The 25,816-nt window shown below is 40.8% G+C and carries 19 protein-coding genes and 1 pseudogene; 12 read left to right on the top strand and 8 right to left on the bottom strand.

Annotation, left to right across the window (positions count from 1 at the left end; translation table 11 throughout):
- Nucleotides 1–9: 9 nt before the first annotated feature.
- The 5 genes and pseudogenes from OIZ54_RS04915 to OIZ54_RS04895 form a co-directional block, all read right to left on the bottom strand.
- Nucleotides 10–2,548: pseudogene (locus OIZ54_RS04915) on the bottom strand (glycogen/starch/alpha-glucan phosphorylase).
- Complete coding sequence (gene glgX / locus OIZ54_RS04910) at nt 2,541–4,604, bottom strand: glycogen debranching protein GlgX (RefSeq protein WP_248450241.1); 2,064 nt, start codon at nt 4,602–4,604, stop codon at nt 2,541–2,543. Before glgX ends, OIZ54_RS04915 begins: the two are co-directional and overlap by 8 nt.
- A complete protein-coding gene (glgB, locus tag OIZ54_RS04905) occupies nt 4,597–6,816 on the bottom strand; it encodes a 1,4-alpha-glucan branching protein GlgB (protein ID WP_264389881.1) in 2,220 nt (739 codons plus the stop codon). Before glgB ends, glgX begins: the two co-directional genes overlap by 8 nt.
- The gene (malQ, locus tag OIZ54_RS04900; protein ID WP_264389880.1) at nt 6,809–8,806 is read right to left on the bottom strand and encodes a 4-alpha-glucanotransferase; all 1,998 of its coding nucleotides are present in this window, start codon (nt 8,804–8,806) and stop codon (nt 6,809–6,811) included. The genes glgB and malQ overlap by 8 nt, the downstream gene beginning before the upstream one ends.
- Nucleotides 8,807–8,815: 9 nt before the next feature.
- Nucleotides 8,816–9,118, bottom strand: a complete 303-nt coding sequence (locus tag OIZ54_RS04895; RefSeq protein WP_004586437.1) for an isoamylase early set domain-containing protein — start codon at nt 9,116–9,118, stop codon at nt 8,816–8,818.
- A gap of 373 nt (nt 9,119–9,491) precedes the next feature.
- On the opposite strand from OIZ54_RS04895, the gene OIZ54_RS04890 reads away from it, so the two are divergent.
- Nucleotides 9,492–10,415, top strand: a complete 924-nt coding sequence (locus tag OIZ54_RS04890) for a hypothetical protein (protein WP_264389879.1) — start codon at nt 9,492–9,494, stop codon at nt 10,413–10,415.
- 72 nt (nt 10,416–10,487) lie between these two features.
- Here OIZ54_RS04890 and OIZ54_RS04885 read toward each other — a convergent pair whose 3' ends face one another.
- Both OIZ54_RS04885 and OIZ54_RS04880 read right to left on the bottom strand, forming a co-directional pair.
- A complete protein-coding gene (locus tag OIZ54_RS04885; protein ID WP_264389878.1) occupies nt 10,488–11,660 on the bottom strand; it encodes a cellulose-binding family II protein in 1,173 nt (390 codons plus the stop codon).
- 128 nt (nt 11,661–11,788) lie between these two features.
- Entirely contained in the window at nt 11,789–12,217 is a 429-nt protein-coding gene (locus tag OIZ54_RS04880) for an Lrp/AsnC family transcriptional regulator (RefSeq protein ID WP_031289416.1), read from the bottom strand.
- A 182-nt stretch (nt 12,218–12,399) separates the two neighbouring features.
- Between OIZ54_RS04880 and OIZ54_RS04875 the strand changes: the two genes are divergently transcribed.
- From OIZ54_RS04875 to OIZ54_RS04850, 6 genes are all read left to right on the top strand, one after another.
- Complete coding sequence (locus OIZ54_RS04875; RefSeq protein ID WP_264389877.1) at nt 12,400–13,605, top strand: aspartate aminotransferase family protein; 1,206 nt, start codon at nt 12,400–12,402, stop codon at nt 13,603–13,605.
- A 45-nt stretch (nt 13,606–13,650) separates the two neighbouring features.
- Nucleotides 13,651–14,685 carry an arginine N-succinyltransferase gene (gene astA, locus OIZ54_RS04870; RefSeq protein ID WP_264389876.1) on the top strand — a complete coding sequence of 345 codons (1,035 nt, stop codon included), beginning with the start codon at nt 13,651–13,653 and terminating at the stop codon, nt 14,683–14,685.
- A gap of 7 nt (nt 14,686–14,692) precedes the next feature.
- Complete coding sequence (gene astD / locus OIZ54_RS04865; protein WP_264389875.1) at nt 14,693–16,159, top strand: succinylglutamate-semialdehyde dehydrogenase; 1,467 nt, start codon at nt 14,693–14,695, stop codon at nt 16,157–16,159.
- Nucleotides 16,160–16,186: 27 nt separating this feature from the next.
- Nucleotides 16,187–16,990: a DUF1338 domain-containing protein gene (locus tag OIZ54_RS04860; RefSeq protein WP_248462003.1), complete on the top strand. Its 804-nt coding sequence runs from the start codon at nt 16,187–16,189 to the stop codon at nt 16,988–16,990.
- Nucleotides 16,991–17,046: 56 nt separating this feature from the next.
- Nucleotides 17,047–17,901, top strand: coding sequence for a transporter substrate-binding domain-containing protein (locus tag OIZ54_RS04855; protein ID WP_264389874.1), 855 nt, complete (start codon nt 17,047–17,049; stop codon nt 17,899–17,901).
- A 293-nt stretch (nt 17,902–18,194) separates the two neighbouring features.
- A complete protein-coding gene (locus tag OIZ54_RS04850; protein WP_264389873.1) occupies nt 18,195–19,418 on the top strand; it encodes a type III PLP-dependent enzyme in 1,224 nt (407 codons plus the stop codon).
- 159 nt (nt 19,419–19,577) lie between these two features.
- Here OIZ54_RS04850 and OIZ54_RS04845 read toward each other — a convergent pair whose 3' ends face one another.
- Nucleotides 19,578–20,858 (bottom strand): flavohemoglobin expression-modulating QEGLA motif protein, encoded by a 1,281-nt coding sequence (locus OIZ54_RS04845; RefSeq protein WP_256846284.1) that lies wholly within the window; start codon nt 20,856–20,858, stop codon nt 19,578–19,580.
- 146 nt (nt 20,859–21,004) lie between these two features.
- Here OIZ54_RS04845 and OIZ54_RS04840 point away from each other — a divergent pair, with 146 nt between their 5' ends.
- The 5 genes from OIZ54_RS04840 to betA all read left to right on the top strand — a co-directional run bounded on the left by OIZ54_RS04840 (nt 21,005) and on the right by betA (nt 25,700).
- Nucleotides 21,005–21,262, top strand: coding sequence for a DUF3081 domain-containing protein (locus OIZ54_RS04840; RefSeq protein ID WP_024031788.1), 258 nt, complete (start codon nt 21,005–21,007; stop codon nt 21,260–21,262).
- Entirely contained in the window at nt 21,262–21,567 is a 306-nt protein-coding gene (locus OIZ54_RS04835) for a hypothetical protein (RefSeq protein ID WP_024031789.1), read from the top strand. The genes OIZ54_RS04840 and OIZ54_RS04835 overlap by 1 nt, the downstream gene beginning before the upstream one ends.
- Nucleotides 21,568–21,981: 414 nt before the next feature.
- Nucleotides 21,982–22,557 carry a transcriptional regulator BetI gene (gene betI / locus OIZ54_RS04830; protein WP_264389981.1) on the top strand — a complete coding sequence of 192 codons (576 nt, stop codon included), beginning with the start codon at nt 21,982–21,984 and terminating at the stop codon, nt 22,555–22,557.
- Between the two features lies 1 nt (nt 22,558).
- Nucleotides 22,559–24,022, top strand: a complete 1,464-nt coding sequence (gene betB, locus OIZ54_RS04825) for a betaine-aldehyde dehydrogenase (RefSeq protein WP_264389872.1) — start codon at nt 22,559–22,561, stop codon at nt 24,020–24,022.
- Between the two features lie 10 nt (nt 24,023–24,032).
- Entirely contained in the window at nt 24,033–25,700 is a 1,668-nt protein-coding gene (betA, locus tag OIZ54_RS04820; RefSeq protein ID WP_264389871.1) for a choline dehydrogenase, read from the top strand.
- Nucleotides 25,701–25,816 lie beyond the last annotated feature (116 nt).

Genomic DNA, 25,816 nt, shown 5'->3' with positions numbered 1-25,816 from the left:
TCTCTCCGTTTAGTCTGTGCTCTTAGTGGCATGGCTCGTAGTTGCGTGTAAGTCTGTTTCACTAATAGTTAGGGGGGGTTAGGTGCCAAATATCTTCACTGTATTGGCTTATGGTTCTATCGCTTGAAAATATGCCGCTTGCGGCCGTATTTAAAATACTCATTTGCGTCCAATGCGTTTGGTCTTTATACGCAGCCTCTACCTGCTTTTGCGCTGCCACATAGCTTTCAAAGTCATGTGCAACCAACCACGGATCGTGAGGGCTTTTAATAGCATTTATAATGTCGTCAAATAAATTAGGCTCAAACAGGTTAAATTGCCCGCTTTCGAGTAACTGCATTACATGGCTTAGGTCGCTGTTTTGCTCTATTAAATGTGAAGGGTTATATCGCGATTTAATATCATCAATTTGATGAGCCTGCGCACCAAACAAAAAGAAGTTATCAGCGCCAACAGCGTCTCTAATTTCAATATTCGCCCCATCTAACGTACCAATAGTAAGCGCACCATTCATCATAAACTTCATGTTACCAGTGCCTGATGCTTCTTTACCTGCGGTCGATACTTGCTCTGATAAATCGGTTGCAGGGCAAATAGTTTCCATTGCGGTTACATTATAATTTGGCAAAAACGCAACTCGTAAATAAGGCGCTGCAAGTGGGTCTTTATTAATAACCTCAGCTACGTTATTAATTAACTTAATTATTTTTTTAGCCATGTAATAACCAGGGGCAGCTTTACCCCCTAAAAGCACACAACGAGGTACTAAGTTTGTAGTATCGCCCCGGCGTATACGGTCATATAAATGAATAACATGAAGTACATTTAATAACTGGCGTTTGTATTCGTGAATACGTTTAACTTGTACGTCAAACATCATCTCTACATCAAAATCAACACCACAGCGCTCTTTCACCAAATCGACGAGACGTTGTTTGTTTTCGCGTTTAACATTTTGCCATTGCTGATGAAATGCGGTGTCGTCGAAGTAGCGGCGTAATTGGCTTATATCTGCAAAATCGCTAACCCATTTTGAGCCAATTTTTTCTGTAATTAAATGACTCAAGGCCGGGTTGCAGTGTGCTAACCAACGCCTTGGGGTAACCCCGTTGGTTTTATTATTAAACTTGTTAGGCCAAAGCTCATAAAAGGTTTTAAATAGCCCTTCTTTTAAAAGTTGGGTATGTAGCGCGGCCACACCATTTACCGAATAGCTGCCCACAATTGCTAAATAAGCCATGCGTATTTGCGGCACGTCGCCTTCTTCAATTAACGAAAGCGCACGCTGCTTACTTGCATCGCCTGGCCAATGCTGAGCCACTTGCGCTAAAAAGCGAGCGTTTATTTCATAAATAATTTCTAAAATTCGCGGCAATAGTTTTGCAAAAAGCGGCACTGACCATTTTTCTAATGCCTCTGGCAATAGCGTGTGGTTAGTGTAAGCCATTGTGCTGGTTGTAATTTCCCAAGCGTTATCCCAATCAAGCTCGTAGTCATCAACTAAAATGCGCATTAACTCTGCCACGGCAATACTTGGATGCGTATCATTTAATTGAAACACATGATGTGCAGCAAAGTCACTAAAGTCTTCGCCGTATTGTTCAACCCATTGCGATACAATATCTTGAATACTCGCTGATGATAAAAAGTACTGTTGACGTAATCTAAGCTCTTTACCATTTTCACTGCTGTCATTTGGGTAAAGCACCATTGTGATTTGTTCTGCTAGGTTTTTTTGCGCTACCGCTTCTGAATAACTCCCCGCATTAAACTCGGTTAAATTAAATTCGTCGGTCGCTTCTGATTTCCATAGCCTTAGCGTATTAACAATGTCGTTTTTATAACCAGGAATAGGCACATCATATGGCACAGCTAATACGTCGTGACAACCAACCCATTGACGGTGTTCGCGCCCATGTTTGTCGGTATAACTTTGTACGTGCCCAAAAAACTTCACTCGTTGTGATTGCTCAGGCGCGGCAAGCTCCCACGGGTGCCCCTCACGAAGCCAGTTATCGGGTTGCTCAACCTGGTGGCCATTTTTTAATGATTGGTTAAACATACCGTATTCGTAGCGAATACCGTAACCAACCACGGGAAGCGCAAGGCTTGCACAACTATCTAAAAAGCAGGCAGCTAAACGCCCAAGGCCACCATTACCTAGCCCTGCATCGTGCTCTGCCTGGGCTACGGTTTCAATTGTGGTGCAATACTCTTGCAGTGCACTGGAGACTTGTTCGTCTAAGTCGAGATTTAAAATTGCATTACCAAGTGCTCTACCCATTAAAAATTCTAGCGATAGGTAAGCGGTTTTACGGCGTTTTTCTTGCTTGATTTGTTGTTTGGTTTCTCTGCAACGTGCAACCAGCCGATCTCTGATTGTCAGCGCAAGCGCATGATATAAATACAGTTGCGACTCACCCACTTTGTCACGCCCTAAACTGTAATAAAAGTGCCGAGTTAAATCATCTTTTAAAGTGCTTTCATCAATTACAGGGCCTTCTTGCCACCCTTTTACCACACACACATTTTCGTCTTGCTTAGACATGACCATCGTCCTCTAAATTTGCACTAAAAACCCAGCTGCTTTGTGCTGAAATTTCGACTATTGCATCCTCTTTACTACTCACCGATGCGTTATGTACACTTGATAAAACCATCTCCCATTGCGCCGCGATAGGCGATGGGGGTAACTTACAAAAAACTGTTTTTTTACTCGCATTTAAAATGATTAATAAGGCGTATTTATTTTGCTTATCTAACAAGCTATACATTAAAAACTGGCGCTGTGGCTCGTGCCAATGCTCGTTGGTCATTTTTACGCCTTGCTCGGTAAACCATTTAACCGTAAAGCGCTCGTCAATATCTTCTGAAAACACACTGTGTTTAAACGCACTGTGACCACGCCTTATTTTTAGTGCATCGTCAATAAATCGGGTTAGTGAATGATTTAGCTGTGAGTCTTTCCATGCCAACCAGCTGGTGCGGTTATTTTGACAATACGCATTATTATTGCCCCCTTGCGAGTGACCCATTTCACTGCCTGAGGCAATCATAGGCACCCCTTTTGAGAGTATTAGCGTAAGTAAAAAGTTCTTTTGTTGCTGCCGCCTTAGGGCAATAATTTTGGCATCATTAGTAAACCCTTCAACACCACAATTGGTGGAATGATTAGCGCTGTGGCCATCGCGATTTTGCTCGCCATTCGCTTCATTATGTTTATGCTCATAACTCACCAAATCGGCAAGCGTAAAACCATCATGGCTGGTAATAAAATTAATACTGTTTAGCGGCCCGCGCTGGCTGTGCTCAAAAATATCAAATGAGCCATGAATACGTTTTGCTACATTTGCAATAACGCCTTCTTCGCTTTGCCAAAATCGGCGTATGACATCTCTGTATTGGTCATTCCACTCTCGCCAAGGTGCAGCAAAAGCCCCTAGCTGATAGCCACCTGGCCCTATATCCCAGGGCTCACTAATAAGCTTTACACGACTCAATACAGGGTCTTGTTCAATGGCTTGAAAAAACGCATGGGCGCTATTAAAACCATGGGCATTTCGGCCTAAAATGGTGGCTAAATCAAACCTAAATCCGTCTACTCCCATTACTTGCACCCAATAACGTAAGCTATCAAGTACCAGCTTTAAGGTTTTAGGATGATCAATATTAATGGTGTTACCGCAGCCGGTATCGTTTATATACACCTGAGGCTTATCAGCCACCGTTCGGTAATAAGCTAGGTTATCTAGCCCTCTGAGAGATAAAATCGGCCCATCGGCGCCCGCTTCTGCGGTGTGGTTATAAACCACATCTAAAATAACCTCTATATCCGCTTTATGAAGCTCGCTAACCATGCGCTTAAATTCGTTAATGTCATCATCAACTAAATAATCTTTATGCGGAGTAAAAAAGTTGAGTGTGTTGTAGCCCCAATAATTTTGCAGCCCTTTTGCCGTTAAAAACTGCTCACTTATAAAAGCATGTACAGGGAGCAGCTCTAGTGCGGTGACCCCTAAATTATGCAAATGCTCAATAAAGCTAGGGTGGCTTAAGCCTAAAAACTTACCTTGTAAATTTTTAGGGATATTAGGGTGTCGGCACGTGGCGCCTTTTACATGGCACTCATAAACAACGGTATTAGACCAGCTATGGTTTGGCTTTTTGTGTTTATAAGGCTGGCTATTAACAACCCGTGATTTAGGTATATCAATGGCATTATTAACGGTGCTTTTCGTGCCAATAGGCATTTGCCCATAGTGGCGCTCACTCCATGTGAATTCGCCAAATAAGTCTTTTGCATAAGGGTCAATCAGCAACTTGTGCTCGTTAAACAGCAGGCCTTTTTCAGGACTGTACTCCCCTTCTACGCGATACCCATATAATGCGCCTTCGGCTAATGGCGCTACATGGGCTGTCCATATACCGCCTTCGTTGATATGCATGGTTACTTTTAATATTTCAGAGTGCCCACTTTTATCAAATAAGCACACATAAGCTTGTGTTGCTTTAGGTGCGTACAAGCTAAAGTTAACGCCGCCACTGCTAATAGTTGCGCCAAGTGGATGTGGTTGCCCATGTGAAACCTCAAATCGATTACTCATCTTCAACCTTTTGTAAATAAATACTCGTTAACCCGCCCATTGCAATTTTAATGCTATGCGAAAAGCCATGAGCGCTTGCCTTAACGCTACTAACCGTGGCGTTTTTGTTTGCTGTTACTTTAATACCTGAGCCAAAAAAAGCGTCATCATCGGTGTTTAAAATAACCTTATATTTACCCGCTGCGGGTACCCCAATTTCATACTCTTGATAAGAAACAGGCGTAAAGTTTGCTACTACTACAATAAAGTCGTGGGCATTTTTAGCATAACGTACAAAACTAAATATACTTTGCTCATTATTGTTGTTATCTATCCATTCAAAACCCGCAGGGCTTGAGTCCAGTTCATACAGTGCAGGCGACTTTTTATAAACAGTATTAAGCGCTTGTACAGTGTTTTGTATACCGCGGTGGCTTTTATGCTCTAGCAAATGCCAATCAATAGAATGATTGTGATCCCACTCTTTTCGCTGTGCTATTTCGCCGCCCATAAACAGCAGCTTTTTGCCTGGGTGCGCCCACATAAATGCGTAATACGCACGTAGATTGGCAAATTTTTGCCAATCATCACCAGGCATTTTTTCAATTAATGAGCCTTTACCATGTACAACTTCGTCATGACTTAGCGGTAAAATATAATTTTCACTAAATGCGTACACCATAGAAAACGTCATTTCGTGATGATGATGCTGCCTATAAAGCGGGTCATGTTGCATGTAATGAAGGCTGTCGTTCATCCACCCCATATTCCATTTGTAGCCAAAACCTAAGCCATTGTGATCAACACTTTGAGTGACTCCCGGCCACGCGGTCGACTCTTCAGCCACCATCATAATGCCCTGATTATTTTTATAACTACGCAAATTTACCTGCTTTAAGCACTCAATAGCGCCTAGGTTTTCTCGCCCACCATAACAATTGGCAACCCATTCACCTTCTTTGCGGCTGTAATCTAAATAAAGCATTGAAGCCACCGCATCTACGCGCAGTCCATCAAGGCTAAATTGCTCTAGCCAATACATCGCATTAGAGATTAAAAAGCTTTTAACCTCTGGGCGGTCGTAATTATAAATATAGGTATTCCAATCAGGATGAAAGCCCTGTCGAATATCGGCATGTTCAAATAAATGCGTGCCGTCAAAGTGGTGTAAACCATGCGGATCACTAGGAAAATGCCCAGGCACCCAATCAAGTAGCACGCCTAAGTTTGCTTTGTGACACTGCTGAACAAAGTATTTAAAACTGCTGTAATCACCAAAGCGACTAGTTGGTGCAAATAAACCCACCGGCTGGTAACCCCAAGAGCCATCAAACGGGTATTCACTTATTGGCATTAATTGAATATGCGTAAAGCCCATTTCAAGCGTGTAATTAACAAGTTTGTCGGCAAGTTCGCTATAGCTTAAATAGCGGTTTTCTTCAGCCCTTTGCCATGACCCTAAGTGCACTTCGTAAATACTTATGGGCGCGTCTATATGGTTACGCTTTTGACGATTTTTAAGCTCGCTATCACTGAGCGAAATAGGCGTTGCTTGCTGTTGTAACACACTGGCCGTACCCGGAGCTTGCTGCATTTTAAAGGCAAACGGATCTGCTTTTTCAAGCACATCGCCTTGCTGTGTCACAATAGAAAATTTATAACAGGTATCGGGCTGAAGCCCTGCGATAAAAAGCTCCCATACACCACACGCAGGATGAAAGCGCATATAATGACGATTAGCTTGCCAAAGGTTAAATTCGCCAATAACAGATACACTGGCTGCATTAGGCGCCCACACACAAAAACGCACTCCATCAACCCCTTGTTGATTAATAAAGTGTGCGCCTAAATGTTTATATGCATGCTCTAAACTGCCTTCGTTAAATAAATACATTGCATCTGTATCTAGGCTGCTTACAAAGCTATATTCATCGTAAAAACATAATGCTGAGTTTGCATATTCAACGTTGCACTTATAAGGCTGGGAGGGCATTTCGTTGCTTGTTGCAATAAATAAATCGCTACTGTTATAACGCTTAGCAATAACTTTTTTATCATTAATAATAATATTTACATTTTTAGCCGCGGGTAAATACACGCGTATTTCGTAGCCATTTTTATAAGCATGTGCCCCTAAAAAACTAAAAGGGTCTTTAAATCTGCCGCCTTGAAGTGCAGTTACCTGTGCGTCGTAATGGGTCTGTAATGAATCCTTTGGTGCGGTACTACTCATATCCTTTCCTTATTGAATTAACTGCAGCCAAAGTACTGGCATTATTTTTAAAAATAGCGTTGCTTGAATGAGTTAAAACACGGCGCCAATTTGGGTATTCGGTATTAGTACCGGGTATATTCACCGGATACGTTTGTTTATCTAAATCATCAAGCTGAAGTGCAAATAAACGGGTCTCACTGTGTGCAAGTGCTTTGGCAAGTTCACCGTAAACGCACATAGCATCGCTAGTTTCGCTAAGTTGCTCTGCGCTATGTAACTGTATAAAACGCAGTAATCGTTGTTTTTCTTGTTGTCTTTCGTGCAATTGCTGTTGGTACTGCTGATCATCAATAAGCTGATACTGACGTTTAATATCTAAATCATCTGTTTGCCACCAGCCGCAAAATGGCGGTACGTCATGATTCGCTATCATAATTAAACAATGCTTAGGTAATTCTTGTAACGGTAAAAACTCGCCATCATGTTGTTTTTCAAAATAAAATAAGCTATTTGAATAAATACCACTTACAGCAAGTGCGTGTTTTACCTCGGGCGGGACTATGCCTAAGTCTTCACCTATTACTATGCACTGATTAAGGTGAGACTCTATTTTTAAAATAGCCAATAAGTGCTCGAAAGGGTAATAAACATAACAGCCATCTTGTGTATGGTTATTTTCAAAGCACCACCATAAGCGCCTTAGTGCCATAACGTGATCAATGCGCAAACCGCCAACGCCTTGCATGTTTGCGCTAATAAGTGAGCGATAAAAGGCAAAGTGATCATTTTTTAATTGTTGCGGGTTAAGCGCAGGCAGCCCCCAATTTTGCCCTGCTTGCGCCCAAGGGTCTGGCGGCGCGCCAATATTGGCATTATCACTAAAAAGTGATTGCTGTGATTGATACTCAACGCCATCTCCTGCACAACCAACAGCAAGGTCATTAATTAAACCTATTGCCATGCCTTTATTTAAACAGTGCTGCTGACAATGGCTTAATTGTAATTTAGCCTGCCATTGTAGGTAGTAATCAAAGGTAGGGTTAGCTGAATTTAGCGTAGTTAGGGTCTGGGCGTTTTGTTTGCAAAACTGGGCAAACTCATCGCGTCGTGAAGCGCTGGCATGTGCTTCAAAATGACTAAATAGCGCTTTAAATAATGTATATTTAACTGCGCTTACTTTTTCATAATTTATAAACTGTTCATTGCTGTTAAAAAGCGCTTTTACCTCATCACTGTGTAACAAAGCATCTAATTGTGGATTGTTTTTAGCATCAGCTGATAGTTCAACACAAATGTACAAAGGATTTAATAACGCACGGCTATTAGGGCTATAGGGACTGGCTCGCTCACTTTGCTGTGCAAACAGTAAATGTAACGGATTGAGTAATATGTAGTCCATGTGCTGCTGAGCACATAAATCACATAGCTCTAGTAAATCATTAAAATCCCCTACACCTAGGCCTGCTTTGTTTTTAACTGTGTACAACTGCAGCGAAAGCCCAGTGCGCTTAGTATCATCTACTTGAAAAACTTTTTCTGGGGTGGCCCACAATTGAATCTCTTTGCTTTGCTCCCCTACACTAACCAGCGCCTGATGATAACCTACCGGAATAGCCCCTAACGGCACTGCTACTTCAATATAACGCACGCCATGTACATAGTAATCGCCAGTGATGGCCAAATTATGTAAATTAGCACGCTCATAGGTAACGTTTAACTTTGGCAACGTTATCGCAACAGGTAAATCACGTTGACGCTCATCTATGCGAATATAAAAAAGGTTATCAGTTAAATTCACTAAGCTGGTATCGGGTGCTAACTCTAACCAAGGCGCAACATCTAATTGATAATTAAGCTGTGCTATTTGGTGTTCATCTTCGGTATTTACACCACAACATTGTAAGGCACGTTTGCGCGTGTCTTCGCTAAATATAACCTGCTCGCCCGTGTATTTAGTAAACTCATAACCGATACCGTGCAGATAAAACAACTGCGAAAGTGCGTCCATTTACTCGCCTTAATTTATGCGTTGAGTGTTCACTATGCTATTTTCTGTGCCAAATGTATTAGGTAGGTAGTCATCTGCTTGGTGGTCGTTATCCCAAATATCACCATTAATTAAATAACGAAAATGAAACTGCTGATCAACTGGCAAGCGTTGCTTACATTTAAATACCCCTTCTTTTTTATTAAGCTTCATAGGCACCGGCTGCCAATCGGTAAATTCGCCAAGTAAACTTACTTGCTCTGCATCAGGGTGGGTAAACTCAAAGGTAACTTCAGCTTCATTTTTTGTTTTGAAAAAACGTTTATTCAACATAGTAGGCTCCAACTAAACCAAAATGGGTACTTAATCTTTGCCACAGGGCCGATACAACACTTTAAAGGGCGATGTGGGGTGTATTTAAACATCATTAAACGCGGGTAATTTAAACAAATTTTTATTTACGCATTATTACAGTGCAAAAAAGTTTTTAGCTGCACATATAAGGTGCGATTACGATAAAAATTTTCGCTTATTAATGACAAACTAATGTACAGCAAGTATTAAACCAACTTAATCATTTTTCATTATTAATATATTGAGCAAAAAATCGTATAAAGGTTCACACTGACCTATAAAATTCTTTCGTTATCAGTGTGCTTAAGTAATAATACACAGCATCTTACGTCTCTGAAATACCAAAAATTTCATGTTGAAAAAAAGCATTTTATTTACTACGGTAATTGTATTTATTGCACTTGCCTCCTTTGTAAGCCTTTCTATACATACCCTTTATAGTAAAAAGCAATTATCAGTAGACCCTAAATTAAAAGAAATTTCAGGCATTGAGTTTGATAAAAAAAAGCGTTTGTGGGCGATTAATGATGGCGGTGACGACCCAAAACTTTATCGCCTGGGCGAAGATGGCGCTATTGAAAAAGAAATCCTTGTTACGAATGCTAAAAATATAGACTGGGAAGACATGACGCAAAATAAATTTGGTCATTTTTTCTTAGGTGATTTTGGCAATAATAAAAACGACAGAAAGTGGTTAACTATCTATAAAATAGAAAACCCAATAGATATAAAAACAGAGACCACCGAAGCCGAAATTATTAAGTTTACCTATCCTGAAATGGACGGCACTCCCATTACGCCTAACAAACGCAACTTTGATTTAGAAGCCTTTGTAGAATACAAACGCCATTTATATTTATTTACCAAAAATAGAACCGAACCTTTCGATGGCATAACCAATGTTTATAAAGTGGGCGATCATGCAGCCAATTTTGATGCTCAGTTAATTGATTCATTTAAAACATGCACAACTTTAGAAAAACTCTGTTGGATTACATCCGCTGCTCTTAGCCCTGACAGGACTAAACTTGTATTACTTGATTCTACAAGCATTTGGCTGTTCGAAAACTTTAAAGGCGACAAGTTTTTTTCTGGTGACGTGTCTCGAATCGATTTAGGTATTGTTACGCAAAAAGAAGCGATCACCTTTTATGACGATAATACGCTTATTTTTACCGATGAAGAATTTAAAGGGCTGGTAGGAGGAAATGCTTACGTTATTAAATTAAACGAAGCACAAAAAACCGTTATCAGACAAGCGCCAAAGGCTCTGTAAATAAATAGTTATACAATATTTACACAAAATTTTGCTATACACGCGGGCTTTAATAAGACGCTGCTCACGCTATTAATTTAATGCGTTGTTATTAAATGAGTGCAGCGCTTTTTCTACATCAACTCCCAAAATAATAACGCCAATATGATCGCCCTTGGCATTTTTTATCGGTAGACTTAATTGCACCTGAAAATGATGTGTTGAAGCATCATATTCAACACTGTCAAAGCGATATGCTAAAGACTGCTGGTATACGAGGCTAAATTTATTCTCATCCCCTTGCCAATAATCACTGGTGATTTTGCTTATAGCCACATTTTTGCCTTGCTTATCAGTCACTATAGTTTCGGTAATTATGCCTTTGAACTGCCTTTGCCATTGTTTTAAATATAATGAAGCATCAGTAAATAGCATATTTTTAGCTAAATCATGTTGATGTGTTTTAACTTCTTTTATCCAATGCTCGTCAGCGAGTTTAAGCGCTTTGTTAGTCAGCTTTATATGGTTACTTTGCGCCACGGCATCGATAATTATGGGCTGTGAAATTAACGCCTTTATTGGCTCTAACAACGTATTTAGTATTTGTACTTGTTCACCCTGTGATAAATAAAACGGTGCAGGGGCACATTGAGGAATCGTTTCGTCGAATTTTTCTAAAAAAGAAGGGTGCGAATTAATAAGCTTATTAGCAGCAAAAACACCTAAAGGCACATAACGATAAAATGAGCGCGGGTAGGCAGATGCGTCAATACCTAAGTGATCGGCAGCATTATTAAAATCATCTAAATCAAGTAATACTTTGTCTACTCTATGATGGTGAAGTACGTTTACTATTTCTTCTAGCGAGTTTACTTCAAGCAGCGAGGTAATATTTTGCGTTTTAAACCAATTAGCCTGATAACTGCCATGGACCACGCCATAACGTAATTTTTTGGGGTCTTTATTAACGCTATCGGGATGAGTAAACCAGTACCAATTTTCTAGGTAAATAGGTGATGACAACTTACCATACTGGCTCATCTCAGAGGTTAAATGCGTTGTAAAATACCCATCTAACCTATCTTGTTTTACCTCGCGACGAGCCCTCAGCCAAGGTAACGATTGCAACTCAAATGGCATATCCATATTGTGTAAAATACATTGCACTTGGTTAACCGCATTATCTGGTGTTGTAAGCGATACATTGGTACCAAATTTTAAGGGTTCAGTTAAAGTTAAAAGTGCTAAAAATAACGTTGGGGGCATAATCCATTGCTAAATAATTGTGTTAATTACAATTAGTATAGTAAGGCTTTGCCAAAATATCTAACTTCGATAAAATTAAATATTAAGTTAAATCAATAGGTAACCATTCGCTTCAGTAACACTTAACTTTAACGCTTAAATTTTGTTTCTAAAATCACTGACGATGTTGTGCGCTCTACCCCATCTAAATTACCTATATCATCAAGTAAATGGCTTAGCTTTTCTAAGTTTTGCGCTTGCACTACAGCAATTAAATCGAACTCCCCACTTATGGCATAAAGCTGAGAAATAGCATCAATCTGTTTAAGTTCTAAATTGGTTTTAGTGGTGAGTTTTTGCATCACCTTTATAGATACATGAGCCGAGACCATACTGGTCAAATAGTCTTCACCGTAGTCTACGCTATAGCCTTTTATAACTCCTGTTTCTTCAAGTTTTAACATACGGCTTTGCACGGTAGAGCGCGATAAATTAAGCATGCGTGCCAAGTCAGAAATACTGGCTCTTGCATTGGTTTTTAAAATTGAAAGTAGCTTTTCGTCTTGTGAAGTTATCATATTGCTTATTAATTTCGTTATTTTGACTTTTATTGTAATCATTTTTCACAAAATAGCACTGCAAATTTAACCTACAACCTTCGATAATAGTGCTTAATAACAAAAATTACCTAGCTGAGAAAACGCTAACGTTTTTATTTTGCTAATCTTTATTCAATATTCACAATTTTTAGGTGTACATAATGCAAGTAACAAGAGACTTATTTAACGATGTAATGGTGCCAAACTACAATCCGTCGGCAGTTATTCCTGTGCGCGGCGAAGGCTCACGTGTGTGGGATCAAAATAACAATGAGTTTATTGATTTTGCAGGCGGTATTGCCGTTAATTGTTTAGGCCACTGTCACCCAGCGCTTGTATCTGCTTTAAAAGAGCAAGGCGAGAAAATTTGGCACTTATCAAATGTAATGACTAATGAGCCAGCCCTGCGTTTAGCACAAAAAATGGTTGAAGCGACATTTGCTGATAAAGTGTATTTTGCAAACTCAGGCGCAGAAGCCAACGAAGCGGCTCTTAAGCTTGCTCGTCGTTTTGCACTTGACGAACACGGCGAAGAAAAATCGCAAATTATTGCCTTTAATAAAGGGTTTCACGGCCGTACATTTTTTACTGTAACGGTGGGCGGACAAGCTGCTTACTCTGATGGCTTTGGCCCTAAACCTGGCGACATTATGCATTGTGATTATAACGATATTGCAGCATTTGAAGCACTTATCAGTGATAAAACATGTGCCGTAATGATGGAGCCACTACAAGGTGAAGGCGGCATTATTTCACCAACAGATGAATTTGCTAAAAAAGTACGCGAGTTATGTACCAAGCACAATGCACTGCTAATTTTTGATGAAGTACAAACAGGCGTTGGCCGCACTGGCGATTTATACGCTTACGAAGGTTTAGGTGTAGTGCCCGATATTTTAACGACAGCTAAAGCTTTAGGCGGTGGTTTTCCTATTGGCGCTATGATCACTCGTACTCATATCGCAGAGCACTTAAAAGTTGGTACGCACGGCTCTACGTACGGTGGTAACCCACTAGCTTGTGCAGTAGCAGAAGCTGCATTTGACACCGTAAACACACCGGATTTACTCAACGGCGTTAAAGAGCGTGAACAACTATTTCGCGATGGTTTAAATGCAATAAACGAAAAATACAACGTATTTAGTGAAGTACGTGGTAAAGGTTTACTTATTGGTGCGGTATTAAACGATAAATTTGAAGGCCGTGCACGTGACTTTTTAGTTGCCAGTGCTAACAATGGTTTAATGAACCTTGTTGCAGGCATGAATGTTATTCGTTTTACCCCTTCTTTAGTTATTCCATTTGAAGATATTAAAGAAGGCCTAGCACGCTTTGAAAAAGCAGTAAGCGACGTAGTAAACGGCTAATTTAATTAAGCGCGCCTTAGGGCGCGCTGTTGGAGCAAGTAATAAATGCAAGTATTACGTCCTATTACCACTGAAGACTTTGCTGCACTTAAGCAAATTGCGATTGAATCGGGCCATGGGTTTACCTCACTTCCGGTGGACGACCAGCTATTAAAAGACAAAATAGACCGCGCCGAAAAAAGCTTTGCTAAAAATATCAATCAGCCGTTAGATGAAAGCTACCTATTTGTTTTAGAAGACAGTGAAACAGGTGAGGTTATTGGAACAACCGCCATAGAAGCCGCTGTTGGCTTATCGGTGCCGCTTTATCATTACCATTTAGGTAAAACAGTACACCACTCGCCTACACTTAATGTTTATAACACCGTTGATATTTTAAGCATGTGTAACGATTACACCGGATGCTCTGAAATATGTACTTTGTTTTTGCGCGAAAACAGCCGTAAAGGCTTAACCGGGCGCTTTTTATCACGCTCACGCTTTTTATTTATGGCGCAGCACAGCGAACGCTTTGCCGATACCGTGATTGCTGAAATGCGCGGCGTAAGTGACGAAGATGGTCATTCACCGTTTTGGCAGTGGCTGCAAGAGCACTTTTTTAGTATTGAGTTTCCCAAGGCCGATCATTTAGTGGGGCTTGGCGATAAAGTGTTTATTAGTGAGTTAATGCCTAAATACCCTATTTACGTCAATCTACTCAGTAATAAAGCCCAAGCAGTGATTGGCAACGTGCATGAAAAAACTAAACCCGCACTTAAACTGCTCGAAAAAGAAGGCTTTGAGCACCGTGGCTACGTTGATTTGTTTGATGCAGGCCCAACGGTAGAAGCCAAGCTTGGTAATATTCGAAGTATTCGTGAATCTCAAGTATGCCCTATTGCTATTGGCGAGCTGGAACATATTAGCCAGCACAGCTCAGATACTTTAGCCGTTTGTAATCAAGGTGTAAGTGGGTTTAGAGCAACCTTTACCCAGCACGCCCACTATAACCACGCTAAGCACACATTAGTAATAAGCCAAGAAGTGGCTGATGCCCTTAATTTATCCCAAGGAGATGCAGCGCGTTTTTTCCGCCTGTAAAACAAGTATGAACACACACCTTATAAATAACCAATGGCATACAGGCCAAGGCCCCGCTTTTAGCTCTGTTAATCCGAGTAACGGCGAAGTTGTATGGCAAGGTAATGGCGCAACAGCTGAGCAAGTAGATGCTGCAATCAATGCAGCTAGAACCGCACAAGTACAATGGGCAGATACGCCTATTGAGTCGCGTATAACCATACTTGAAAACTTTGTAACACAATTAAAAGAGCACAGCGAAGAATTTGCAGCCATTATAGCGCGCGAAACCGGCAAGCCTCTTTGGGAAACACGCACAGAAGTAGGCGCTATGACAGGTAAAGTGGCCATTTCGATTAAAGCGTACAACGAGCGTACCGGCACCACTGAAAACCCAATGCCGGGTGCTAAAGCCTTTATACGCCATAAACCACACGGCGTTGTGGCTATATTTGGCCCGTATAACTTTCCTGGGCATTTACCTAATGGCCATATTGTACCGGCTATTTTAGCGGGTAACACCGTGCTATTTAAACCGTCTGAGCTAACCCCTCACGTTGCTGAATTTACTTTATCACTTTGGTTAAAAGCAGGCTTACCAGCAGGTGTTATTAACCTAGTGCAAGGTGAAGTAGAAACAGGTAAAGCTCTTGCTTCGCATCAAAACATAGACGGCTTATTTTTTACCGGCAGCTCAAACACCGGCCATTTATTACATAAACAGTTTGCAGGCCACCCAGGTAAAATATTAGCGCTTGAAATGGGCGGTAATAACCCATTAATCGTTAAAAATGTAGCCGATGTAAGCGCTGCAGTGCACGATATTATTCAATCGGGCTTTATTACTTCTGGCCAGCGCTGTACCTGTGCACGCCGCGTGTTTATTGAAAAATCGCTCAATGGCGATGCTATTTTAGAAAAACTTGTTAGCGCAACTAAAAACATTGTTGTTGATGACAGCTTTGCAAGCGATCAACCATTTATGGGTGCCATGATCAGCGAAAAAGCCGCCTTAGGCATGGTTGCAGCGCAAAAAGAATTAGTTGCAAGTGGTGGCGAAATACTTGTTGAGCTTAAGCAGCTAAAAGCAGGCACTGGGTTTGTAAGCCCAGGTATTATTGATGTAACTAACATTACAAACATGGCCGATGAAGAACACTTTGGCCCGCTTATAAAAGTGTATCGCTACAACGACTTTGACAGCGCAATAGCAGAGGCTAATAACACCAGCTTTGGTTTATCTGCAGGCTTACTTGGCGATAACGAAGATGATTACAGCCACTTTTTAAAGCGCATTCGTGCCGGCATCGTCAATTGGAACCGCCCTATTACGGGTGCCTCTAGTGCAGCACCGTTTGGTGGCATAGGCGCAAGTGGTAACCACAGAGCCAGTGCGTATTATGCCGCTGATTATTGTGCCTACCCTGTAGCATCAGTTGAGGCCGATAAGGTAAACCTGCCACAAACTTTAGCGCCAGGCTTAGTAATTGAATAAGTGAATAACCCAATTTAAGGATTTAACATGCACACTAACGTAAATACATTATTTGAAAACCTATGGGATAACTATTTAGCCGTTACCCCCTCGGCAGATAAAATTCATGATTTATTAGGCTCAACGCAAAAAGATGACATTATTAACGACCATATTGCGCTGCGGACCTTTAATATTGAAAAAGTAGGCCTAGAAAAACTAGCCGCGCACTTTTTAGCACTTGGTTATACAGAGTGTGGTGAATACCACTTTGAAGCTAAAAAGCTCTATGCTAAACACTACGAGCATAGCGATCCTAAGCAACCTAAAGTATTTATTTCAGAGCTATTAGTTGAAAAGTGTTCACCAGAGTTACAAGCCATTGTGACAGATATGGTAGAGCAAATAGATGAAAACGCAGTAACTGCCGATAACTTTTTATACTCAGGTACCCATTGGCAAGTAAGTAGCGACACATACAAGCAGTTACTTGCTGAAAGTGAGTACGCAGCGTGGATGTCGGCATGGGGCTACCGTGCAAACCACTTTACTGTAAATATTAATATGCTTGCTAAGTTTGACAATATTCAGGATGTTAACCAAGCACTTAAAGACGCAGGCTTCGCCCTAAATACATCAGGCGGCGAAGTAAAAGGCTCACCAGAGGTATTATTAGAGCAATCATCAACCCTTGCAGATGAGTATGCTGTCACCTTTAGCGACGGCGAACTGCGCATCCCTAGCTGTTTTTATGAGTTTGCCATTAGATACCCTAAAGCCGATGGCGAGCTTTACACGGGGTTTGTTGCAGCCTCTGCTGATAAAATCTTTGAAAGTACTAACGCGCGTTAAAAATAAAACATGCCTTAATGTTTTAACTTAAAAAAAGCCCGTTTGGGCTTTTTTTTATGACAAAAATATTTAGAACATTTACACTAAGTTTTATGCCTGTATTTACTAAATTTTTGATTATCTTGCATGTACTGCTTATATCATCATTGAGCCATGCAAATGAACCACTTACATTACTCTCTAGAGCGAATGCGTCTAGTGATGGCTTTTTAAACTCAGATAAAACGTTCGAAAGCCTGCTCAATCATACAATTAATACTAAATTGCAGTGGACCAACCAAGCTCGTTTAATCAAGCGGCTTATGGGTAATGAAGCAGTGTGCAGCTACGATATAATAAAAACGCCCGAGCGTGAAAAACATATTTTGTTCTCAAATATACCAACTACTATTTACGAGCAACGAAAAATATACGCATTTAAACGCACCTTACAAAACTTTCCTGAACGAGTCTCTGTTGCTCAACTACTAGAAAAAGACTTTACCCTTGCCGTAGACTCAGGAACGAGTTATCAAAAACTTGAGCCTGTTTTAACAAAGTATAATGAGCAAATTGCAGCGATAAGCTCAGAAGATACCAGCTCTCAACTACCTCAACTTCTCATCCATAATAGAATAGACATGATTGTTGATTACGAGGTTAACGTACTTGGTGCACTCACCAGTGAGCAACTAACACAAATAGATAGTCGTGAAATAGCTGAATTTCCAGAATTTGTTAATGGCTACTTTGCATGTAGTAAGTCAGAACTTGGCGAAAAAGTAATAAAAACCATCAATATTTTAATGAACACCCCCGAAATTTACGAGCGCTTACAAAAAAGTTTACAGCAAGCCTATAGTGCTGATACATCTAGCGCTATGATGCTTGCTTACTCTCAAGAGCACGTATACTTAACCTCTGATGAGTAAAATCAATCGTCAAGATAAACACCACAAATCAATATAAATTAATGATTTTAATAACAAATAAATTATTTTAAATTTATTTAAAATTTTTATTGCGCTGAATAAAAACCTACATTATTATCTCGCCGCTTCTTGATGATAGCCAATCCGAGTACATTACAAACCCCGTTTGTAGCAAGGCGATAGAGCAACTATCCAAGAGTGAATTTGACTGTGCGTTTGCACTATTGATCTCACTCAACTGACTCGTGGATACACCATACCCGAGCAGTTGCTTAATTGACTCGGAAAATAAAATGGCTTTATCAACACAACGACAAGACACCGTAACTAAAGTACCTGCAGCAGCGGTTGCTGCAAATCAAGCAATTGATTGCGCGCAACCGAGTATTGCCCACATTGAACAACTTGCTTCACAATATGGCGCACCTCTAATGGTGCTTGACTGCGACGCTATACGCCGTCAATACCGTGCACTTAAACATGCACTGCCTGGCGTTGTGTTACATTTTGCTTTAAAGCCTTTACCGCATGCTGCTGTCGTGCGCACTTTGTTAGATGAAGGCGCAAGCTTTGATTTAGCAACCAGTGGCGAAGTTGACTTAGTAGCAAGCCAAGGCGTACCAAGCGAGCGTACAATTCATACGCACCCAATAAAGCGCGACAGTGACATTCGCGACGCACTTGCCTACGGCTGTACAGTGTTTGTGGTGGATAACATTAACGAGCTTGAAAAATTTATTGCCTATAAAGATCAAGCCGAAATTTTAGTGCGTTTAAGCTTTCGTAATAAAGATGCATTTGCTGATTTATCTAAAAAGTTTGGCTGCAGCCCAGAGGCGGCAATCGACATTATTAGCCTTGCCCAGCAACTTGGTATTCGTATTAAAGGGTTATCGTTTCATGTTGGCTCGCAATCACCTAACCCAACTAAATACGTTGAAGCGATAAATGCATCTGCAAAAGTGGTTAAACAGGTGGCTGAGTTAGGCTTACCAGCACTTAGTACGCTCGATATTGGTGGTGGGTTTCCTGTGCCGTACAGCGCAGATGTGCTACCAATTGATGTATTTTGTGCGCCTATTAATATCGCGCTGGCACAATTACCAGAAACAATGCAAATTATTGCTGAACCTGGCCGTTTTATTGTAGCAAGTAGTGTAACCAGTGTTGCCTCTGTAATGGGACAAGCCACGCGCGAAGGTAAAACATGGTACTACTTAGATGATGGCGTTTATGGCTCTTTTAGCGGTTTAATGTTTGATGAAGCAGCCTACCCTATCGATAGTGCAAAACAAGATGGCGAGCGTTTTGAGTCGGTACTTGCAGGCCCAACATGCGACAGTATAGATGTAATAAGTGATTCAATTATGCTGCCAAAACTAAACAATGGCGATTTAATTATTAGCCGTATGATGGGTGCCTACACACTTGCTACAGCAACCGACTTTAACTTTTTTAAACGTGCTGAGGTCGTTGTATTAAACGAGCAAATGCACAGCCAAGTATTAACAGGTTAAGAAAATAAGTTCCTCGCTATAGGTACGCTGGCTTGTACCTATACATTTCAACGCAGTTGCTCATTCCAACTGCGTTTTTTTATTGCGTTAAATAACTGGGGCTTGTTTACCTTTTTGATCAGCAAAGCAGGCTCTAATAAAAGCAACCTGCGCTACTAATTACAAAAATAGTGGTTTATAGTCGTTTTCTAACTGTTCAAACGATAAGTCACCTATAAATCTGCCAAAGCTTAGCCACGTTGCTAAACCTCGTAAATCTTTAAAATGTGGTGGTACAAATTTTGGGCTTTCTATTACACCTAAACTATGTAATTGCGATATAAGTCTAAAATCATCAATCGATATTTTTCCGACCAACAATAATGGCAGCTGATCAATGCGCCCAAGCTGTATAGCAACACGAATTAAGTTATATACCAGCACAAATCCTTTAATGTAAGCAATATCCTTAGTAAAAGGTAAGCCTGTTGCCGTGCTGCCCCTAAAAACACGTTGTGCTAACGTATAGCTTTCATCTTTTGAAAGCCCTTGCGCTAAGTAGTCACGGTATATATCAACAAACTCTGCGCCATCAATCACTTTAGTAACTGCTTGAATACGATTTACTAACTTTGATAAACGCCTAGGCGTTGATTTAAGGGTAATTATTTCTGTTAAAACAGCTAAGCCTTCTTGAGTCACTGTTGAGCTTGGCGTCCCTTTACTTAAACAGGTTAAATAAGGCTGAGCGAGCCCGTTTTGCGTTGTACCTACGTGTATCCACCCTTCGTGCACTTCTAAAATATCAAGCTCACGCTGGGAGAATTTAACATCTTGATTTAGCTTAATGTTATTTGCACCTGCAGCAGCATCACTGACAATCCCATCGCTGAGCATAACCTCTACATTAATACCCGCCATACTGCTATTCACTTGCTCAGACAGAATACGCACGGCATCACTTGCATTAATATTTTTAGGATCATCAGGCAAAATATCGGCTATTAATAAGTTTTGCAGTGGTTTTTCTAACATATTGGCAAGTTCGAACAGTGAAGGTTCACCTGCATGAAATAAATCTTTTGGGTGACCAAAAAGCTCTACCGACAAATCATGAAACTCAGGCGTTCCTCTATACTCAAGCATACTGAGCACCGTTTTATACTCGCTACACATTTTACCCATGTATTGAGAAATAGGATTTAGCTGACCTAACTGGTTAATAATATTGCGGTGCAAGTTAGAAAACGCTTGGCGTAATTCGCTGGGGACAAATCCTAAATCTCGTTGCTGGTAATAGGCGCTATCGATTAGCGGATTTTTTTGGCACTTTTGCCTAAAAAACGCCTCTTTGATTTGTTTATCCCAGTTAATGGCATCGAGTATTCTAATGGGTGTTTGTAAAGCAATTAATTGCTCTGACAGTTCGCGAGTTTTAAGCAGTAAAGCCTTGTCTATCATGGTGTAAGCTCAACAAAAAATGAGGCTTGAGCATAAGGTAAAACCAGTTAATAGCAAGATTATTTTAGCGCTTATTAGGCATTGTTTTTACGGTGATCGACCCTCATATATAAAACGTAATAGGTTTAAACAATAAAGGGTTAATGATGAAAAACGAACTCGATAACAAGCAGATCCTCTCTGTGTACGAACGTATTCAGCAGCGCGGTAAACAAAATGATATTGGTAAACATTATCAAGGTGTTACGGCTTACTCTGACATTGACGGCTACACTATTTACTTAGAAGGTAGCGGCGTATTATTGCGCTTTGGGTTTCATAATGCTTATCACCTAGATTATGAGCATGACAAACATAAAGACGACTTTTTAAAAAAGCTATACAACATTGCTAATGAGGAATAATGCAGCCAAGACGCATTCGTAAACGCACCACAAACAAGCAAACCACCTCGTTTATAAATCAGGTCATTACTGAGCTGCAAGCGCACCCAGAAAAGCTGGAGATAATCCGTCGAAACCTAAATGAATACCGCGAACAGACTCACCTTAAACGCGGTTTTTTACTGGCTATTGAACGCTTTGACTGGGTGTTTGAGGCCAGTAACGATGTTAATTTTATATGCCAACAAATCTTAGCCGATGATTACATAGGTAATCGCCTTAGACGCTACCCGCTATTATTTAAAGGCGTTATTAATAGCGCCTAATTTACACGCCTTTTTTAACCTTAACTCCTCCTCTTATAACCAATACACACTGCTACTTTTTTAATTAGTACACCAATTAAACATGTAAAATGGTTACGTTTGCTTATTTAAAATACCCTTCGTACTCTAACTATTACCATTCTAACGAATATTTATCTTTTTTATTACTCATACCCCGTAAACAAATCCTTACTATTTTTACCATTTAAAAATAGAAACATAACTCATTGAATATAAGCAATTTTATTAATCAAGACCTGCATATGGCACTACTACAAATTAACCCGTTTTTATTAATAATCCATCTACATCTTGGTATCTGGTTGTTTACTTGTGCCTTGAATTGTTAGAGCTATTACATTAAGCTTATCTTTATTGAACGTTCAATTAATAAAAATTATGCCTAAAGTCGGAATGGAACCTGTCAGGCGTCAGCAGCTAATTGACGCGACCATTGAGTCAGTTGCACAGCGCGGTTTGCAAGGAACAACAATTAACACCATCAGTAAAAATGCGGGTTTATCATCCGGCATTATTAGCCATTACTTTGGTGGTAAGCAGGGGTTAATAGAGGCAACCGTTAGGTATTTGTTATCGAATTTAAAAAATGAATTAATTGAAAAAGTTGAGCCAACCACCAACGCAATTGAGCGTTTGATGTTTATTGTTGAGGCCAACTTTGCACTTGTTCAACAGCGCAATGACACCACGCGTACGTGGTTAAGTTTTTGGGCGCAGTCAATGCATGATCAAGAGCTGCACAGGCTGCAAAATGTAAACAGTAATCGCTTGCAAAGTAATTTAGCATTTTCTTTTAAGCAACTAATGCCCGTAAAGCAAGCAAAACAAGCTGCAGAACTTAGCGCCGCCATGATTGATGGCCTATGGTTAAGAGCAGTATTAAGTCAATCTGACGAAAACCAATTTAAACACAGTGAAACATTAGCAAAAAGCTATGTACATTCACTCATCAAGCAATATGGAGCCTAGCGTGACTACACCTGTCTATCAAAACTTTATTAACGGCCACTTCCTTGCAAACCAAAGTGGTGAAACTTTTGATGTAAAAAACCCAGCCACAGATGAAGTTATTTACTCGGTAGAAGTTGCCGACGAATTTATTCAAAACGCGGCTATCGAAAGTGCAAAACAAGGCTTTGCTCAATGGTCAAAAATGAGCCCAATAGAACGTAGCCGTATTTTATTAAAAGCGGTTGCTTTATTGCGTGAGCGTAATGACGAGCTTGCCTTAGTTGAAGTGCTTGATACAGGTAAACCAATGCAAGAAGCTAACTGCGTTGATATAGAAACAGGCGCAGATGTAATTGAATACTTTGCAGGCCTAGCACCAGCGCAAGTTGGCCAGCAGCAAATGGTTGGCGAAGACTTTTACTATACCCGCAAAGAGCCACTAGGCATCTGTGCTGGTATTGGTGCATGGAATTACCCGCTGCAAATTGCATGTTGGAAATCGGGCCCTGCCCTAGCCGCAGGTAATGCGTTTATTTTTAAACCTTCTGAAGAAACCCCTTTAGGTGCTATTAAACTAGCTGAAATTTTTGTTGAAGCAGGCGTACCTGCCGGCGTATTTAACGTTGTGCAAGGTGCGGGTGATGTAGGTCAGTGGTTAACCTCTCACAGTGAAATAGACAAAGTGTCGTTCACTGGTGAAGTAGGCACAGGTAAAAAAGTTGTGGCAAGCGCTGCCGGTACATTAAAAGACGTAACAATGGAATTAGGTGGTAAATCACCTTTATTAGTGTTTGAAGATGCCAATATTGAGCAAGCAGTCAGTGCTGCCATGCTAGGTAACTTTTATACGCAAGGCGAAATTTGTACTAACTGTACCCGTATTTATGTTCATAAAAATGTCTATCAACAATTTATTGATGAGCTTAAAACACGTACTGAGCAAAATATTATTGCCGGCGACCCACAAGATTTAAATACTAACTTTGGGGCATTAATTTCTAAAAAGCATCAAGAATTGGTAATGAGCTACATAGAAAGTGGCTTGGCCGAAGGTGCAACACTACTTACTGGCGGTACAACTCTTTCTCCTGAATCAGCGCCTAATGGCTACTTTGTAGCACCTACGGTATTTACCGATTGCAACGATGACATGACTATTGTTAAAGAAGAAATTTTTGGCCCAGTTATGAGCGTGCTTGTTTTTGAAGACGAAGACGATGTTATCGCCCGTGCAAATGGTACACACCTTGGCTTAGCCGCAGGCGTATTTACTAGCGATATTAAACGTGCGCACCGTGTTATTCACCAATTAGAAGCCGGTATTTGTTGGATTAATGCTTATGGTAATTCACCTGCTGAAATGCCTGTTGGTGGTTACAAGCAATCAGGTATTGGCCGTGAAAATGGCATAGAAACGCTTGATCATTACACGCAAACTAAGTCTATTTATGTGGGCATGGCCGACATAGAAAGCCCGTTTTAAGGTGGCAACTATGAGTAACTCTTACGACTATATTATTGTTGGTGCCGGTTCTGCAGGTTGTGTACTTGCAAATCGCTTATCTGAAGATACAAACAATAAAGTGCTATTGCTAGAAACCGGTGGTAGCGATAAAAGTATATTTATAAAAATGCCAACTGCGCTCTCTATTCCTATGAATACAGATAAATACGCATGGCAATTTCACACTCAACCAGAGCCGTATTTAGATAACCGAGAAATGCACTGCCCACGCGGTAAAGTGTTAGGCGGTTCGTCATCAATTAATGGCATGGTATATGTACGTGGCCACGCGAAAGATTTTGACGAGTGGCAGCAACACGGTGCTAACGGCTGGGATTATCAGTCGTGCTTACCTTACTTTAAAAAAGCAGAAAGCTTTTATTTAGGTGAAAATGCGCACCGTGGTGGCGCAGGCCCGCTTGGCGTTAATAACGGTAACGAAATGCAAAACCCGCTTTACACCACCTTTATAAAAGCAGGTGTAGAAGCAGGGTATGCACACACAGGCGACTACAACGCAGCTCAGCAAGAAGGCTTTGGCCCGATGCACATGACTGTTAAAGACGGTGTGCGCAGTTCGGCCTCGCGCGAGTATTTAGACCCAGTAAAATCACGCAGTAACCTAACAGTTATTACAGGTGCTTTAGCACAAAAAGTGATTTTAGAAGGCAAAAAAGCCACAGGCATTGAGTACACAGTAAATGGCACTCTTAAAACGGCGCATGCGACTAAAGACGTTGTATTAAGTGCAGGTCCAATTGGCTCACCTCATATTTTACAGCTTTCGGGGATTGGCGATAAAGCCATACTTGAAGAAGCCGGTGTTGAGGTAAAGCATCATTTACCAGGCGTAGGTCAAAACTTACAAGATCATCTTGAGTTTTACTTTCAGTACAAGTGTAAACAACCTATTACCTTAAACGGTAAATTAGGTCTTATTTCAAAAGGCTTAATTGGCGCTAAATGGCTACTGACCCGAAAAGGCTTAGGTGCAACAAACCACTTTGAGTCGTGTGCGTTTATTCGCTCAAAACCAGACGTTGAATGGCCAGATATTCAGTACCACTTTTTACCAGCGGCGATGCGCTACGATGGGCGCAGTGCATTTGCGGGTCATGGTTTTCAGGTGCATGTAGGTCATAACAAACCTAAAAGCCGTGGTAGTGTCACTATTCAATCAGCTAATCCTGAGCAACCGCCGAAAATTTTATTTAACTACTTGCAGCATAAAGACGATATTGAAGGCTTTAGAGCGTGTGTGCGCCTAACTCGTGACATTATTGAGCAAAGCGCATTTGATGACTACCGCGATGAAGAAATTCAACCAGGTAAGCACATTCAAACCGACGAAGAAATAGATGCCTTTGTACGCCAAGCAGTAGAAAGTGCCTATCACCCGTCTTGTTCTTGCAAAATGGGCGAAGATGACATGGCCGTGGTTAATTCTAATACCCAAGTTCACGGTATTGAAGGGCTGCGTGTTGTTGACTCGTCAATCTTCCCTACGGTGCCAAATGGCAACTTAAATGCCCCTACAATTATGGTTGCAGAAAAAGCAGCTGATCTAATTTTAGGTAAAACCCCACTTACACAGGCATCGGTAAACGTTGCCATGAGCAGTAATTGGCAAACATCGCAACGTAATAGCGAGATTTAATTAAGCCATAACGTGCCTAACACTATGTAGGGCACGTTCAACTTGCAGTGGCTCACGGCGTAAATTGGTTACGCGGTGTTTGTGCAAGTAATAAAACAAAAACGGAGAACTTATGA

Source organism: Pseudoalteromonas sp. A3 (assembly GCF_025942345.1).
GTDB classification, from domain to species: Bacteria; Pseudomonadota; Gammaproteobacteria; order Enterobacterales; family Alteromonadaceae; genus Pseudoalteromonas; species Pseudoalteromonas atlantica.
The sequence above is the reverse complement of the archived record's forward strand: the minus strand, read 5'-3'. Positions and strand labels throughout refer to the sequence as shown.